General features: G+C 73.4%; 15 protein-coding genes. 12 read left to right on the top strand and 3 right to left on the bottom strand.

Going from position 1 to position 13,712, the window contains the following annotated elements; all coding sequences use genetic code 11:
* Positions 1-275 precede the first annotated feature (275 nt).
* The 4 genes from AB0J08_RS28390 to AB0J08_RS28375 all read left to right on the top strand — a co-directional run bounded on the left by AB0J08_RS28390 (position 276) and on the right by AB0J08_RS28375 (position 4,452).
* The gene (locus tag AB0J08_RS28390) at positions 276-1,079 is read left to right on the top strand and encodes a sugar phosphate isomerase/epimerase (RefSeq protein ID WP_360640402.1); all 804 of its coding nucleotides are present in this window, start codon (positions 276-278) and stop codon (positions 1,077-1,079) included.
* A 28-nt stretch (positions 1,080-1,107) separates the two neighbouring features.
* Positions 1,108-1,878, top strand: a complete 771-nt coding sequence (locus AB0J08_RS28385) for a class I SAM-dependent methyltransferase (protein WP_360640338.1) — start codon at positions 1,108-1,110, stop codon at positions 1,876-1,878.
* 118 nt (positions 1,879-1,996) lie between these two features.
* Positions 1,997-3,841, top strand: coding sequence for a dihydroxy-acid dehydratase (gene ilvD / locus AB0J08_RS28380; protein ID WP_360640335.1), 1,845 nt, complete (start codon positions 1,997-1,999; stop codon positions 3,839-3,841).
* Between the two features lie 83 nt (positions 3,842-3,924).
* Positions 3,925-4,452 carry a hypothetical protein gene (locus AB0J08_RS28375; protein ID WP_360640332.1) on the top strand — a complete coding sequence of 176 codons (528 nt, stop codon included), beginning with the start codon at positions 3,925-3,927 and terminating at the stop codon, positions 4,450-4,452.
* Between the two features lie 15 nt (positions 4,453-4,467).
* Here AB0J08_RS28375 and AB0J08_RS28370 read toward each other — a convergent pair whose 3' ends face one another.
* Positions 4,468-5,799 (bottom strand): hypothetical protein, encoded by a 1,332-nt coding sequence (locus AB0J08_RS28370; protein ID WP_360640329.1) that lies wholly within the window; start codon positions 5,797-5,799, stop codon positions 4,468-4,470.
* Between the two features lie 111 nt (positions 5,800-5,910).
* Positions 5,911-6,360, bottom strand: a complete 450-nt coding sequence (locus AB0J08_RS28365) for a hypothetical protein (protein ID WP_360640326.1) — start codon at positions 6,358-6,360, stop codon at positions 5,911-5,913.
* 222 nt (positions 6,361-6,582) lie between these two features.
* Here AB0J08_RS28365 and proC point away from each other — a divergent pair, with 222 nt between their 5' ends.
* From proC to AB0J08_RS28350, 3 genes are all read left to right on the top strand, one after another.
* Entirely contained in the window at positions 6,583-7,410 is an 828-nt protein-coding gene (gene proC / locus AB0J08_RS28360) for a pyrroline-5-carboxylate reductase (RefSeq protein ID WP_360640323.1), read from the top strand.
* 22 nt (positions 7,411-7,432) lie between these two features.
* Positions 7,433-8,086, top strand: coding sequence for an HAD family hydrolase (locus AB0J08_RS28355; RefSeq protein ID WP_360640320.1), 654 nt, complete (start codon positions 7,433-7,435; stop codon positions 8,084-8,086).
* Positions 8,087-8,234: 148 nt separating this feature from the next.
* Positions 8,235-9,494 carry an MFS transporter gene (locus tag AB0J08_RS28350; RefSeq protein WP_360640317.1) on the top strand — a complete coding sequence of 420 codons (1,260 nt, stop codon included), beginning with the start codon at positions 8,235-8,237 and terminating at the stop codon, positions 9,492-9,494.
* A gap of 26 nt (positions 9,495-9,520) precedes the next feature.
* On the opposite strand, the gene AB0J08_RS28345 is transcribed toward AB0J08_RS28350, so the two are convergent.
* Positions 9,521-10,000, bottom strand: a complete 480-nt coding sequence (locus tag AB0J08_RS28345) for a MarR family transcriptional regulator (protein WP_360640314.1) — start codon at positions 9,998-10,000, stop codon at positions 9,521-9,523.
* A 127-nt stretch (positions 10,001-10,127) separates the two neighbouring features.
* Here AB0J08_RS28345 and AB0J08_RS28340 point away from each other — a divergent pair, with 127 nt between their 5' ends.
* From AB0J08_RS28340 to AB0J08_RS28320, 5 genes are all read left to right on the top strand, one after another.
* Positions 10,128-10,481 carry an HGxxPAAW family protein gene (locus tag AB0J08_RS28340; RefSeq protein WP_360640311.1) on the top strand — a complete coding sequence of 118 codons (354 nt, stop codon included), beginning with the start codon at positions 10,128-10,130 and terminating at the stop codon, positions 10,479-10,481.
* Between the two features lie 67 nt (positions 10,482-10,548).
* On the top strand, positions 10,549-11,745 hold the full coding sequence (locus AB0J08_RS28335; RefSeq protein WP_360640308.1) for an acetoin utilization protein AcuC: 1,197 nt from the start codon (positions 10,549-10,551) through the stop codon (positions 11,743-11,745).
* Between the two features lie 224 nt (positions 11,746-11,969).
* Positions 11,970-12,179: a helix-turn-helix domain-containing protein gene (locus AB0J08_RS28330; RefSeq protein WP_148644250.1), complete on the top strand. Its 210-nt coding sequence runs from the start codon at positions 11,970-11,972 to the stop codon at positions 12,177-12,179.
* A gap of 190 nt (positions 12,180-12,369) precedes the next feature.
* Complete coding sequence (locus tag AB0J08_RS28325) at positions 12,370-12,468, top strand: AURKAIP1/COX24 domain-containing protein (protein ID WP_003948845.1); 99 nt, start codon at positions 12,370-12,372, stop codon at positions 12,466-12,468.
* A 147-nt stretch (positions 12,469-12,615) separates the two neighbouring features.
* On the top strand, positions 12,616-13,710 hold the full coding sequence (locus AB0J08_RS28320) for an NAD-dependent epimerase/dehydratase family protein (RefSeq protein WP_360640305.1): 1,095 nt from the start codon (positions 12,616-12,618) through the stop codon (positions 13,708-13,710).
* The last annotated feature ends 2 nt before the right edge of the window (positions 13,711-13,712 follow it).

Here is a 13,712-nt window from a genome sequence, read left to right as displayed (position 1 = left end):
AGGCCACCGGTGGCACGGCGAAGGCGGCCGCGACGAAGGCGGAGAAGAAGCCCGCGACGAAGGCGGCGAAGAAGGCGGCCAAGACGCCCGCCAAGACGCCCACCAAGGCGCCCGCCGCAGCGGCGCCCCGCGACACCCGGACGGCGCGCGCCGCCGGCGCCGCCAAGGCCGCCGTCCAGTCGGTGAAGTCCGTCAAGGCCGCCCGACAGGCCGCCGCCCGCCCGGCCCCGCTGCTGCGCACCACTGACCGCCTCGTCCTGCCCCCGCACCCCGGCCTGCACATCCCCGACACCAAGGTCGCCCTCTCGACCGCCTCGGTCTACCCGGCCAACACCGCGATCGCCTTCGAACTGGCCGAGCGGCTCGGCTACGACGGCGTGGAGGTGATGGTCTGGAACGACCCGGTCAGCCAGGACATCGAGGCGCTGCGCCGGCTCTCCGACGCCCATCGGATGCCGATCCTGGCTGTGCACGCGCCCTGTCTGCTGATCACCCAGCGGGTCTGGACCAGCGACCCGTGGACCAAGCTCGTCCGGGCCCGTGCGGCGGCCGAGAAGCTCGGCGCCAGCGCCGTCGTCGTCCACCCGCCGTTCCGCTGGCAGCGCCAGTACGCCCGCGAGTTCGTCGAGGGCATCAACCGGATGGCGGGCGAGACCGACGTCCGCTTCGCCGTCGAGAACATGTACCCCTGGCGCTACCGCGACCGCGAGATGCTGGCGTACGCGCCCGGCTGGGACGTCACCGAGGAGGAGTACCGGCACTTCACCATCGACCTCTCGCACGCCGCCACCTCCCGGATCGACGCCCTCGCCATGGTCGAGCGGATGGGCGACCGGCTCGCCCACATCCACCTGGCCGACGGCAGCGGCTCCGGCAAGGACGAGCACCTGATCCCCGGCCGGGGCAAGCAGCCCTGCGCCGAACTGCTGGAGCACCTCGCCCGGACCGGTTTCGACGGCCACGTGGTGCTGGAGGTCAACACCCGGCGCTCCGCGTCCCCCGCCGAACGCGAGGCCGATCTCGCCGAGGCGCTCGCCTTCACCCGTCTTCACCTGGCCACCCCCGCCCGCGTACGCTGATCATGAACTGCCTTACCGAGGGGGAGAGATGAAGGACTACCGGGAGCTCGCAGGATCGTTCGGCGGGGTGGCCGCGGAGTACGACCTGGCCCGTCCCTCCTACCCCGACGAGCTCTTCGACGAGCTGGAGCGGCTGGCCGGCCGCAGCCTCAAGGGCGCCCGGGTGCTGGACGTCGGCGCCGGCACCGGCATCGCCACCCGGCTGCTGGCCGCCCGCGGCGCGGACGTCGTCGCCGTCGAGCCCACCCCCGGCATGGGCGCCCAGTTCCTGACCTCCTCGCCGGGTCTGCCCCTGGTCAAGGGCAGCGGCGACGAGCTGCCCTTCCACGACCACTCGGCCGACTTCGTCACCTACGCCCAGGCCTTCCACTGGACCCGCCCCGAGCTCTCCGTCCCCGAGGCGATTCGCGTGCTGCGCCCCGGCGGCGCGCTCGCCACCTGGTGGAACGTGAAGGACAGCAGCGTCGGCTGGGTGCGCGCGATGGGTGAGCGGTTCGCGGCCGCGCTGCCCGGGGTCTACCACGGCTACGGCGCGGTGAACGAGATCGCCCGCCACCTCGCTCCCTACGACCTGCGGACCGGCACCGCCGTACTGCGCTGGGAGCGCCGGGTCGCCGTCGACCACGTGATCACCGACCTCACCTCCCGCTCGTACGTCGCCTCGCTCACCCCCGAGGAGCGCGCGCCGCTGCTGGCCGTCGAGCGCGAGGCGCTGCTGGCCGAGTTCCCGGACGGCTGGGTGATCGAGCCGTACGTGCTGGACCTCACCGTCGCGATCGCCCCGGGCGGCGCGGCCTGACCGCATGGCGGACGCGGTGTCCGCCGGCCGGACGGCGGGCGTAGGCTCGAAAGACACAGCGTCCGCCGCACCTTCCCTACCGGCGGCGCCGCCACAGCCTCCGAAGGAGTGGAGCACAGTGCCCGAGCTGAAGTCCCGTACGGTCACCCACGGTCGCAACATGGCAGGCGCCCGGGCGCTTCTCCGGGCCGCCGGCGTAGCCCGCGAGGACTTCGGCAAGCCGATCATCGCGGTGGCCAACTCCTTCACCGAGTTCGTGCCGGGCCACACCCACCTGCAGCCCGTCGGCCGGATCGTCTCCGAGGCGATCCAGGCGGCCGGCGGCATCCCGCGCGAGTTCAACACCATCGCGGTGGACGACGGCATCGCGATGGGCCACGCGGGCATGCTCTACTCCCTCCCCTCGCGCGACCTGATCGCCGACTCGGTCGAGTACATGGTCAACGCGCACTGCGCGGACGCGCTGATCTGCATCTCCAACTGCGACAAGATCACCCCCGGCATGCTGATGGCCGCGCTGCGCCTCAACATCCCCACCGTGTTCGTCTCCGGCGGCCCGATGGAGGCCGGCCAGGCCGTCCTGGTGGACGGCACCGTCCGCAAGCTCGACCTGGTCAACGCGATCTCCGACGCCGTCAACGAGAACGTCTCGGACGAGGACATCGCGATCATCGAGGAGAACGCCTGTCCGACCTGCGGGTCCTGCTCGGGCATGTTCACCGCCAACTCGATGAACTGCCTCACCGAGGCGATCGGCCTCTCGCTGCCCGCCAACGGCTCGGTGCTCGCCACCCACACCGCCCGCAAGGCCCTCTACGAGGACGCCGGCCGGAACATCGTGGAGATCACCAAGCGGCACTACCACCAGGACGACGACTCGGTCCTGCCGCGCAACATCGCCACCCGCGCCGCGTTCGAGAACGCGATGGCGCTGGACATCGCGATGGGCGGCTCCACCAACACGATCCTGCACCTGCTGGCCGCCGCCCAGGAGGCCGAGGTGGACTTCGACATGCGGGCCATCGACGCCATCTCGCGCCGCGTCCCGTGCCTCTCCAAGGTCGCGCCCAACGGCAAGTACTACATGGAGGACGTCCACCGGGCCGGTGGCGTCCCCGCCATCCTCGGTGAGCTCTACCGCGGCGGGCTGCTGAACGAGGACGTGCACACCGTGCACTCCGACTCGCTCGCCGAGTGGCTGAAGACCTGGGACATCCGGGGCGGCTCCCCGTCCCCCGAGGCCGTCGAGCTGTTCCACGCGGCCCCCGGCTGCGTCCGCTCCGCGACCGCCTTCTCGCAGTCCGAGCGCTGGGACACCCTGGACACCGACGCCGCCGGCGGCTGCATCCGCAGCGTCGAGCACGCCTACTCGGTCGAGGGCGGGCTGGCGGTGCTCTACGGCAACCTGGCCGAGGACGGCTGCATCGTGAAGACGGCCGGCGTCGACGAGTCGATCTGGACCTTCAGCGGACCCGCCGTGGTGCTGGAGTCCCAGGAGGACGCGGTCGACGCGATCCTCACCAAGCGGGTCAAGGAGGGCGACGTCGTCGTCATCCGCTACGAGGGCCCCAAGGGCGGCCCCGGCATGCAGGAGATGCTCTACCCGACCTCGTTCCTCAAGGGCCGGGGCCTCGGCAAGGCCTGCGCCCTGATCACCGACGGCCGCTTCTCCGGCGGCACCTCGGGCCTGTCGATCGGCCACGCCTCCCCGGAGGCCGCCTCCGGCGGCACGATCGCCCTGGTCGAGGACGGCGACGTCATCGCCATCGACATCCCCGGCCGGACGATCTCCCTGGAGGTCTCCTTCGAGGAGCTGCACGAGCGCCGGCTGAAGCTGGAGGCCGAGGGCGGCTACCGCCCGAAGAACCGCGAGCGCCAGGTCAGCCAGGCCCTGCGCGCCTACGCCGCGATGGCCACCTCCGCCGACAAGGGCGCCGTCCGCGACGTCTCCAAGCTCGGCTGACACCCCGCAGCACTCCGAGGAGCCGTCCCGCCCGGTGGGACGGCTCCTCCGCGTTCGGGGGCCGTCGGGTGATAATCGGCCGTGTGACCGAGGACCCCACCCCCGCCCCCAAGCCCGCCGGCGCCCCCGAGCCGGAACCGATCCGCTGGTTCGGCACCAGCTGGGTCGGCCGCGGCACCGACTACCGGCTGCGCCGGGTCGTCGTGCCGATCGGCGCCCTGCTCGCGGCCGCGGCCGGGGCGTTCGTCCTGCGCTTCGCCGTCGAGGGCGTCCAGCTCTCCGACAACGGCGGCTTCGTCAACGGCCTGCTGGTCGCCGCCGTGGCGATCTGCTCCTGCCTGGCCGGGCTGCGCAACTGGAAGCTGCTCAGCGAGGGCAGGGACCAGCTGACCGGCTGGATGGCCGAGGACAAGTCGCTCGGCGTGGTCTGGATCATCGGCGGGGTCGGCGCGCTGTTCGCCTACTTCCTGCGCGGCCTGGTCGAGGCGCCCGGTGAGGCCGTCAAGCGCGCCCGGTACGAGCGGGCCACCGCCCGGTACGGTCGGCGGCAGAGCGGGCGCAGCGGCCGGCCCGACGCGAGGACGCCGGGCCGGGGCAAGCGCGGGCGCTGAGCCCCCGCGGGGCGGTCAGCTGCGGCTGACCGTGCCGCACTCCTCGGAGTCCGTCAGGTTCTTGGAGCGGTCGTACGGGTCGATGAGCGGCCCGGTCTGCTCCGGGCGCGGTCGGGCGAACTGGTCGAACTGCGGGTGGAAGTAGCCGTCGTAGACGTTGCAGGCGGAGTTGCCGGACTCCGACCGGCGCTTGCCGAAGTTGATCTTCTTCGGGTTGTTCTGGTACTTGCCCGGGTCGTAGAAGCGGAAGTCCTCCGTCCTGCGCACCACGGTGCGGGCGGTCCAGGTGTCCCCCGGAACGTCGGCCGCCGGCACCACCAGGCCCACCGGCTTGGCCGTCCCGTCCTTGGGCGCCGACGGGGCCGGCGTCGGCGGGGCACTCGCCGTCGGGTGCTGCGCGAGGGCCCGCTGAGCGGCCTCCGGGCCCGGGCGAAGGGCGTAGACGTAGGTGAAGTCGGTGTGCACCACGACGCCCCGCTCCCCGTCGCCCTCGACGCTGATCAGGCCCTGCAGCTTGACCGTGTCGGTGACCTGGATCGCCTCGCGCGGATCGAAGCGACTGAACGAGCCGAGGGGGTCGCTCTCCTTCGAGGGGTGGGACAGCGTGGCCTCCAGGTGGTCCCTGGTCTCCCGCTCCAGCATCGCGAGCGCCGCGTCCGGCCGCCCGCCGGCGATCACCTTCGGGTCCAGGTTGGCGGCCGCCAGGTACTCCTTGACCAGCTTGACCTGGGCGGCGACCTGGTCGGCGCTGAACACCCCGATCGCGCCCGGGGCCTGCGGCAGGTCGAAGGCGTCCAGCGTGGTCGGCCAGCCCTCGGCGGGGGAGCCGGCCCACGGGCGATCGACGGTCGGCTGCTTCTCGTCGGTCCTCGGCGGGGCGGTGGTCGGGCGGGCGGTCTCGGGACCGACGGTGGGTACGGCCGAGCCGGAGGCCGGAGAGCGGTCCTCGCCCCGGTACCAGCTCCGCAGGCCGTCCACGTTCAGCGCCGCGAGCAGCACCGCCACGGTCAGCACCACGTACAGCGGGGTGCGCCACTCGGGCCGGCGGCGCGGGCGGGAGCCGCCCCACGGGTCGACCGGCTTCGGCCTGCGACCGAACCGTCCGGCCTTCCTCGGGCCGTCGTTCACCGACCGCCGGCCGCCCGGGTCGACCGGCGGGGTGTGCTGCCACCGGGCGCTGAGCATCCGGGTGCGGCCGGACTGCTCCTTCACGGTGGCGCCGCGGACGAACTCGTCGTCCAGGACGAGGTCGGCGAACGGGTCCTTCCCGTCCGTTCCGGACGGGTCCGCCCCGTCCGGGGCCCGGTCCTCGGACGGGCGCGGTTCTGGATCTTCGGCTATCGGCATCGCGCCAGTATGCCGACGGGGTGTGACGATCCATCGATCGGGGGCGCACCGTGTGGTGAAAGCGTGTGGGATGTGCTCCGATCGGCCCTTTTTGTCCGCCCGGACGGGTCGTCACCCCTTGCCGCGGGCCTGCTTCACCGAGCCGACCACGCCCGCGACGGCCAGCAGGAGGCCGGCCGGAAGCAGCGAGAGGAAGAACGCGCCGATCAGGCCGGCGTCCCCGAGGACCGTCTGCGCCAGCGTGTTCAGCACCAGCAGTCCGCCCGCCGCCGGCAGCGCCGACTTCCACGGGTGCGCGTCCGCCCACCTGCGCAGCCGCCGGTCGGCGGTGTCCCCGCGCAGTCGGCCCCCCACCGTGCCGACCAGGAAGAAGAAGAACAGTGCCCAGCCGGCCGGACCGGCCAGCATGCTCAGCGACCAGTCGCCGGTGATCGCGTCGATCCCCAGGGCGGTCGCCCCCACCACCGCACCGACTCCCGCGGCCGTCCGCCACGGGCCCAGCGTCGCGGCGGCGACGGCGGCTTGCCGGTTCTCACGTCGGGACATCTCTCCGTGTGCCATGCCTCCACGGTGCGCCTGCGTACAGCCCGAAGCCATAGGGGAGAACCCCGAGTTTCTCCCTAGGGCCTGGCGTCGCCCCGCGGGCGGAAGTCCGACGACACGCCTCGGGGTCCGGCGTGCCCGGCGACCTGCCGCCCGGGGCCCTTCCGCAGGGTGGACGGTCCCGTTGCGGGCGGGGGAGCGGTGCGAGGATGGCGGCAGGAACGGATGCAAGGAGCGGGCATGGGCAGCGGCGCGGCGCACGGGCAGAAGATCGCCTTCCTCGGGACGGGCAAGATCGGGGAGGCCCTCCTCTCCGGTCTGCTGCGGGCCGGGAAGGACCCGGCGGACGTCCTGGTGACCGCCCGCCGGCCGGAGCGGGCCGCCGAGCTGGCCGCGAAGTACGGCGTCGCCGTGGTGGGCAACCACGAGGCCGCCAAGCTCGCCGACACCCTGATCCTCGCGGTGAAGCCGCAGGACATGGGCACCCTGCTGGACGAACTGGCGCCGCACGTCGGCGCGGACCGGCTGGTGATCTCGGCCGCGGCCGGCATCCCCACCGCCTGGTTCGAGGCGCGGCTCGCGGCCGGCACCCCGGTGGTCCGGGTCATGCCCAACACGCCCGTCCTGGTGGACGAGGGCATGAGCGTGATCTCCGGGGGCTCGCACGCCACCGAGGCGCACCTGGAGCGGGCCGAGGAGATCTTCCGTTCGGTCGGCAAGGCGCTGCGGCTGCCCGAGGCCCAGCAGGACGCGGCGACCGCGCTCTCCGGCTCGGGCCCGGCGTACTTCTACTTCCTGGTCGAGGCGATGACGGACGCCGGCATCCTGCTCGGCCTGCCCCGGCACGTGGCGCACGACCTGATCGTGCAGTCGGCGATCGGCGCCTCGGTGATGCTGCGGGACTCCGGCGAGCACCCGGTGAAGCTGCGCGAGGCGGTCACCTCGCCGGCCGGCACCACCATCGCGGCCATCCGCGAGCTGGAGAACCACGGGGTGCGGGCCGCGCTGCTGGGCGCCCTGGAGGCGGCCCGGGACCGCTCGCGGGAGCTGGCCTCCGGCGGCAAGTAGGCCGCCCAGTAGGCTCGGCCGCATGGCCTACGACCTGGTGATCTTCGACAACGACGGTGTGCTGGTGGACAGCGAGCCGCTCTCCAACCGGCTGCTCGCCGAGTACCTCACGGAACTCGGCTACCCGACCACGATCGAGGACTCCTACCGGGACTTCATGGGCACCGCGGCCCACCGGATCCACGACGTGATCGCCGAGCGGCACGACGGCGCGAAGCTGCCGGAGGGCTTCGACGAGCTGTTCCACGCCCGGGTGTTCGCCACGTTCGGGGCCGAACTCACCGCGGTACGGGGCGCGGAGACACTGCTGAAGGAGCTCGGGCAGCGCTCCGTGCCGTTCTGCCTGGCCTCCTCGGCGCACCACGAGTGGATCCGCACCGCCCTCGACGTCACCGGTCTGCGCGGCTGCTTCGCCGAGGAGCGGATCTTCAGCGCGCAGGACGTCGGCATCGGCAAGCCCGCACCCGACCTCTTCCTGCACGCCGCCCGCACCCTCGGCGTCGACCCGGCCCGCTGCCTGGTGCTGGAGGACAGCGTCAACGGTGTGCTGGCCGCCCGGGCCGCCGGGATGGACGTGTACGGCTACACCGCGCTCACCGACCCGGCGAGGCTGACGGCCGCGGGCGCCACCGGCCTGATCGGGGACCTCGCCGAGGCCCTCGCGCTGCTCGGCTAGGTCCTGCCCGGCGTCGTGCCGGCAAGACCGGCCGGACAGGGGACCCCGGTCCGGCCGCCGCTTCCAGGCTGCGCACCCCCTCCCCAAAAGCCGCGCCACCCCCTACGCTCTCGCCAACATCGTCGTACCGGCCAGTAGCGGGGTGTGCGTGAGGATCGGGACAGCGCCGGGTACCGGGGCACCACCACGGCTGCGGGCGGGCCGGGCCGCGCTCGCCGCGAGCTTCCTGCTCCAGGGCGTCACCTTCGCGCTGCTGGTCACCTGCATCCCCGAGCTCCAGGACCAGTACGGGTTGAGCGACGCGCTGCTGCCGGTCTTCCTGGCCGCCGTGCCGATCCTGGCCGGGGCGGGGTCGATCGTCTCCGAGCAGCTGGTGCGGCGGACCGGGGCGCGGGCGGTGCTGCGGGTCGTCCAGCCCGCCGTCTGCCTCAGCCTGGCCGGCGCGGGCTTCGGCCGCACGCTCTGGCAACTCGCCCTCGCACTGGGCGTGTTCGGACTGCTGGTCGGGGCGCTGGACGCCAGTATGAACATGCTCGGGGTCGGCCTGCAGCGCCGCTACGGCCGCTCGATCATGCTCGGCTTCCATGCCGCCTTCAGCCTCGGTGGCATCCTCGGCACGGTCGTCACCGGCCTCGGCTCGCACTACCACCTCGGTCTGCCGGTGCTGTTCGGGACGGCCGCCGCGGTGATCGCCCCGCTCGCGGTGCTGGCCGGCACCCTCCCCCAGCCTTCGGCCGGGGGGACCCCCACCGCCGGGCCCGCCGAACTCGGCGACGCCGTCCGGGAGGCCGCCGAGGCCGCGGCCCGGGCCGTCCCGTGGCGGCCGCTGCTGCCGCTCTGCCTGGCGATGGCCTTCGCCTACATCGCGGACGCCTCGGTCTCCAACTACAGCGTCAAGTACCTCACCGACGGTCTGGGCAGCCCCGAGGACGTCGCCAAGCTCTCCTACCTCGGCTACATGGTGGCGATGCTGCTCGGCCGCGCGCTGGGCGACCGCGCGGTGCAGCGCTGGGGCGCCGTCCCGGTGGTCCGCGGCGGCGCGGCGCTGGCCGCGCTGGGCTTCGCGATCGCCGCCGCCGCGCCCGCCGCGTGGGCCGGGATCACCGGGTTCACCGTGCTGGGCTTCGGGATCTGCGCGATCATCCCGCAGGTCTTCGCGGCCGGCGGGCGGCTCCTCCCGGCCGACTCGGACGCCGCCGTGGCCCGGCTCAACCTCTTCAACTACGTGGGCTTCCTGATCGGTTCGCCGCTGGTGGGCGCGATCGCCGACGCGAGCTCGTACCGCTGGGCGCTGCTCGCCCCGATGCTCCTGGTGCTCGCCGTCCTCCCGTTGGCCGACCGCTTCGCCCCGGCCCCGGCGCTCGTCCCGGCGCGGGCCCGACGGCCGGGCCTGACGGCTGACGGCTGACGGCGGACTCGGCGCGGGCCCGACGCTCAGGCTTCGCGGATCTCGTCCAGCGACTCCCGCATCAGGGCCTTCGCGCGGGTGAACCAGTCCGTGAGCACGGCGATCTCGTCCGGGGTGTAGTCGGCGAACAGGTGGCCGAGCCGCTCGTACATCGGGCCGTAGACCTGGAGGATGCGCGCCTGGGCGGAGTCCGCCATCACCACCCGCACCCGGCGCCGGTCGGACGGGTCGGCCTCGCGACCGGCGTACCCGGCCTTCTCCAGCCGGTTGAGCACGCCCGTCACCGCGCCGGTGGTCAGCTGCGCCCGCTCGGCGAGGTCGCCGGCGGCGAGCTGTTCCCCGGCCATGGCCGCCTCGATGATGAAGCCGAGGCAGGTGAGGTCGGTGACGTTGAGCCCGAGCCGTGCGGCGATGTCCTGCTGTCCGAACTGGGCGAGCGCGATCATCCGGTCCATCGCGTACTGCGCCTGTTCGGCCGTCGCCTGCGGGCGCGGCTTGCCCTCCACGGGAAGTCTCCTTAGTATCTAAGTTACTTAGCTCGCGAGATAAATCATCGATGCGATGCCCCCGTCATGCGGTCGGCCGTTCGCCAACCCCATCACAGCTGAGCCCCATCACACCAAAGAGGGAGACATGGGCGCACACGACGCACACGACATGGGCCACACCGTCGCCGGCTGGACGGGTGCGGCGCTCGCCGTCGCCGGCAGCGCCCTTGCCGGGGTGGCCTTCGCGGCGGGCTCGGCCGTCGCGCTCTGGGGCGGCCTCGCGGTCACCGGGTCGGGGGCGCTCGCCGCCTGGCTGCTGCACCTCGCGGGCTGGGGCAAGGCCACCGGGCCCCGCCCGGACGGCCGCCGGCACTGGCGCACCCGGGACACCGCCGCCCGGGACGGCCACCCCGACTGCCTCGGCTGCCGCCTGGTGGGCCGTACCGGCACCGCGGCCGCCCCCGCGCCCGGCCCGGCCGCCCGGCTCTCCCGGGGGTAGCGCCCGGGCCGCCCCGGGGTGCGACCTGGCGGCCGTGGTGCCGCGCGCACGCACTACCGTGGACGCCATGCCCGAAGCCGAGCGTGACACCCCCTGCGGCCTGCACCTCTTCTGGGACGAGGCGGTCACCGCCTACGACTTTGGTCCCGGCCACCCGATGGACCCGGCCCGGCTGGCGCTCACCATGCGCCTGGTGGAGTCCCTCGGGCTGAACGCCGGGCCGGGCGTCACCGTCCGGTCCGCGCCGGCCGCCGGCGACTCCACTCTCCACCTGGTGCACACCCGCGCGTACGTCGAGGCGGTGAAGCACGCCGCCGCCCACCCCGACGAGGTGGACCGGCGGCACGGGCTCGGCACCGACGACAACTGGGCCTTCCCCGCCGTGCACTCCGCCTCCGCGCTGATCGCCGGGCAGTCGGTCGCCGCCGCCGAGGCCGTCTGGCGCGGTGAGACCCCGCACGCCGTCAACTTCGCCGGCGGGCTGCACCACGCGATGCCCGGCCGGGCGTCCGGCTTCTGCATCTACAACGACCCCGCGCTCGCCATCGCCCGGCTGCTGGAGCTCGGCGCCGAGCGGGTCGCCTACGTCGACGTGGACGTCCACCACGGTGACGGCGTCCAGCAGGCGTTCTGGAACGACCCCCGGGTGCTCACCGTCTCGCTGCACGAGCACCCCGCCACCCTCTTCCCGCAGACCGGCTGGGCCACCGAGACCGGGGGGCCTGCCGCGCCCGGCTCCGCCGCCAACCTGCCGCTGCCCGCCGGTACCGGCGACTCCGGCTGGCTGCGCGCCTTCCACGCCCTGGTGCCCGAACTGCTGGCCGCCTTCCGCCCGCAGGTCCTGGTCACCCAGCACGGCGCGGACACCCATCTGGAGGACCCGCTCGCCCACCTCGCCGTCACCGTGGACGCCCAGCGGCTGATCGCCGAGGAGCTGCACGCCCTGGCCCACGAGCACGCCGACGGCCGCTGGATCGGCCTGGGCGGCGGTGGCTACGCCGTCGTGGACGTCGTCCCGCGGACCTGGACCCACCTGGTCGCGACCGCCGCCGGGCGGCCCGTCGACCCGGCCACCGAGACGCCGCAGGCCTGGCGGGCCGAGGTCCACCGGCGCACCCGCCGCCCGGCCCCGCTGCGGATGACCGACGGAGCCCGGCCCGTCTGGCGGGACTTCGGCGCGGGATACGATCCGGCCGACCGCCTCGACCAGGCGATCCTGGCCACCCGCCGCGCCGTCCTGCCGCACCACGGCCTGCTGCCCTGAGTCCCGGCCCGGCCGTGGAGGCGCGCGGCGGTGCGCACGTCGACTGCTACAGATCGCGGAGTGACTACGTACTGCAACAGGAGTATCTCTCACCGTACGAGGACTGGGCTTCCCCCTCTTCCCACTGGTACCACCCATAACTACTCTGGGGATACACGTGTGCCGGTGGAGTCACCGGAGGGGAAGCCGGTGCCTTGCACACGGGTAAGGGTCGGGTGATGGTCATGAGTTCCGGCGAACGCCCCCTGCAGGAAGTCGTCTTCCTGACCGTGGCCGAGGTGGCTGCGGTCATGCGGGTGTCCAAGATGACGGTGTACCGGTTGGTGCACAGCGGAGAACTGCCGGCCATCCGGGTCGGTCGGTCCTTCCGGGTGCCCCAGCAGGCGGTGCACGAGTACCTGAAGGAGTCCTACGTGCGGCTCGAAAGCGCGTAGGGCGGGCTGACGGGGGCGGGGTCCACAGCCGGTGGACCCCGCGCTCGTTTGCCGCGGATTTCCCGCGAGTTTCCCGGTCCGGGGAGCACGATTACGGCCCTGGCCGCGTGGACGGTAGGCTTAGGCCCTCCGTCAGTCGTATGGACTCCGTCTCTCACGGACGGGAGTCTCAGTGAGCGAGGGTTGTTCCGTGGGCTCTGTCATCAAGAAGCGTCGCAAGCGTATGGCCAAGAAGAAGCACCGCAAGCTTCTGAAGCGGACCCGCGTGCAGCGTCGCAACAAGAAGTAAGCCCGCCGCGCGGTTGCGCGCCCGGCGCTTCCACCGCCCGCCCAGGCCCCCGTGGCCTGGGCGGGCGGTGTCGTTTCACGGCCCGATGTGGCGGCGCGGTACGGTGCACGCAGGGCCGTTCCAGGCCGAGGAATGGGGTGCAGCACTGTGGGCATGGTCGTGCTCGTCACCGGCGTGGCCCGCCACCTCGGGGCCCGGTTCGTCGCGGAGGTCCGCCGCCTGCCCGGCGTCGACCTGGTGGTCGGCGTGGACGTGCAGCCGCCCCGGCGCCCCGTCGAGGATCCGGAGGGGGCCGCCGCCCCCTACCGCTTCCACCAGCTGGACCTGCGGCGCCCGGCGGTCGCCCGGGTGATCGCCGAGCACGGGGTCGACACCGTCGTCCACCTCGCCGTCAGCGCCACCGGACTGGGCTCCACGAACCGCTCCTCGGTCAAGGAGTCCAACGTCATCGGCACCATGCAGCTGCTCGGCGCCTGCCAGAAGGCACCCGGCGTGCGCCGGCTGGTGGTGAAGTCGACCACCGGCGTGTACGGCTCGGCGCCGCGCGACCCGGCCGTGTTCACCGAGCGGACCCAGCCCAAGAACCTGCCGGGCGGCGGCTTCGCCAAGGACGCGGTGGAGGTCGAGGGCTACGTCCGCGGCTTCGCCCGGCGCCGCCCCGACGTCGCGGTGACCGTCCTGCGGTTCGCCAACATCGTCGGCCCGGGCGCGGACACCCCGCTCTGCGAGTACTTCGCCCTGCCGGTCCTGCCCACCGTCCTCGGCTACGACCCCCGGCTGCAGTTCGCCCACGAGGACGACGTCCTCGCGGTGCTCTGCCGGGCGGCGCTGCCCCCGGAGCCGGACACCGTCAACACCGGCACCTTCAACGTGGCGGGGGAGGGTGTCCTGTTGCTCTCCCAGTGCGCCCGCCGGCTCGGCCGGCCGACCCTGCCGCTGCTGCTGCCCGCGATCAGCTGGATGGCGGCGCTGGCCCGGCAGACCAGGATGGTCGACTTCTCGCCCGAGCAGTTGCGTCTGCTGACCCACGGCCGGGTCGTGGACACCACCCGGCTGCGCGAGACCTTCGGGTACCGGCCGCGGTTCACCACCCCGGAGGCCTTCGCCGACTTCGCCGCCGCGCAGTCCGCCGGCCTGCTGCCGCCCGCGCGGCTCGCCGCCGTCACCGACGGGCTGGCCGCGCTCCTCGGGCCGGAGTACGCGCCGGCCGCCCGTTCGCACCCAAGCCGACCCAGGAGCTGAAC

The organism is Kitasatospora sp. NPDC050463, from assembly GCF_040655255.1.
GTDB lineage: Bacteria > Actinomycetota > Actinomycetes > Streptomycetales > Streptomycetaceae > Kitasatospora.
Note: the sequence above shows the minus strand (reverse complement) of the source record. Positions and strands in the feature narration are given on the sequence as shown.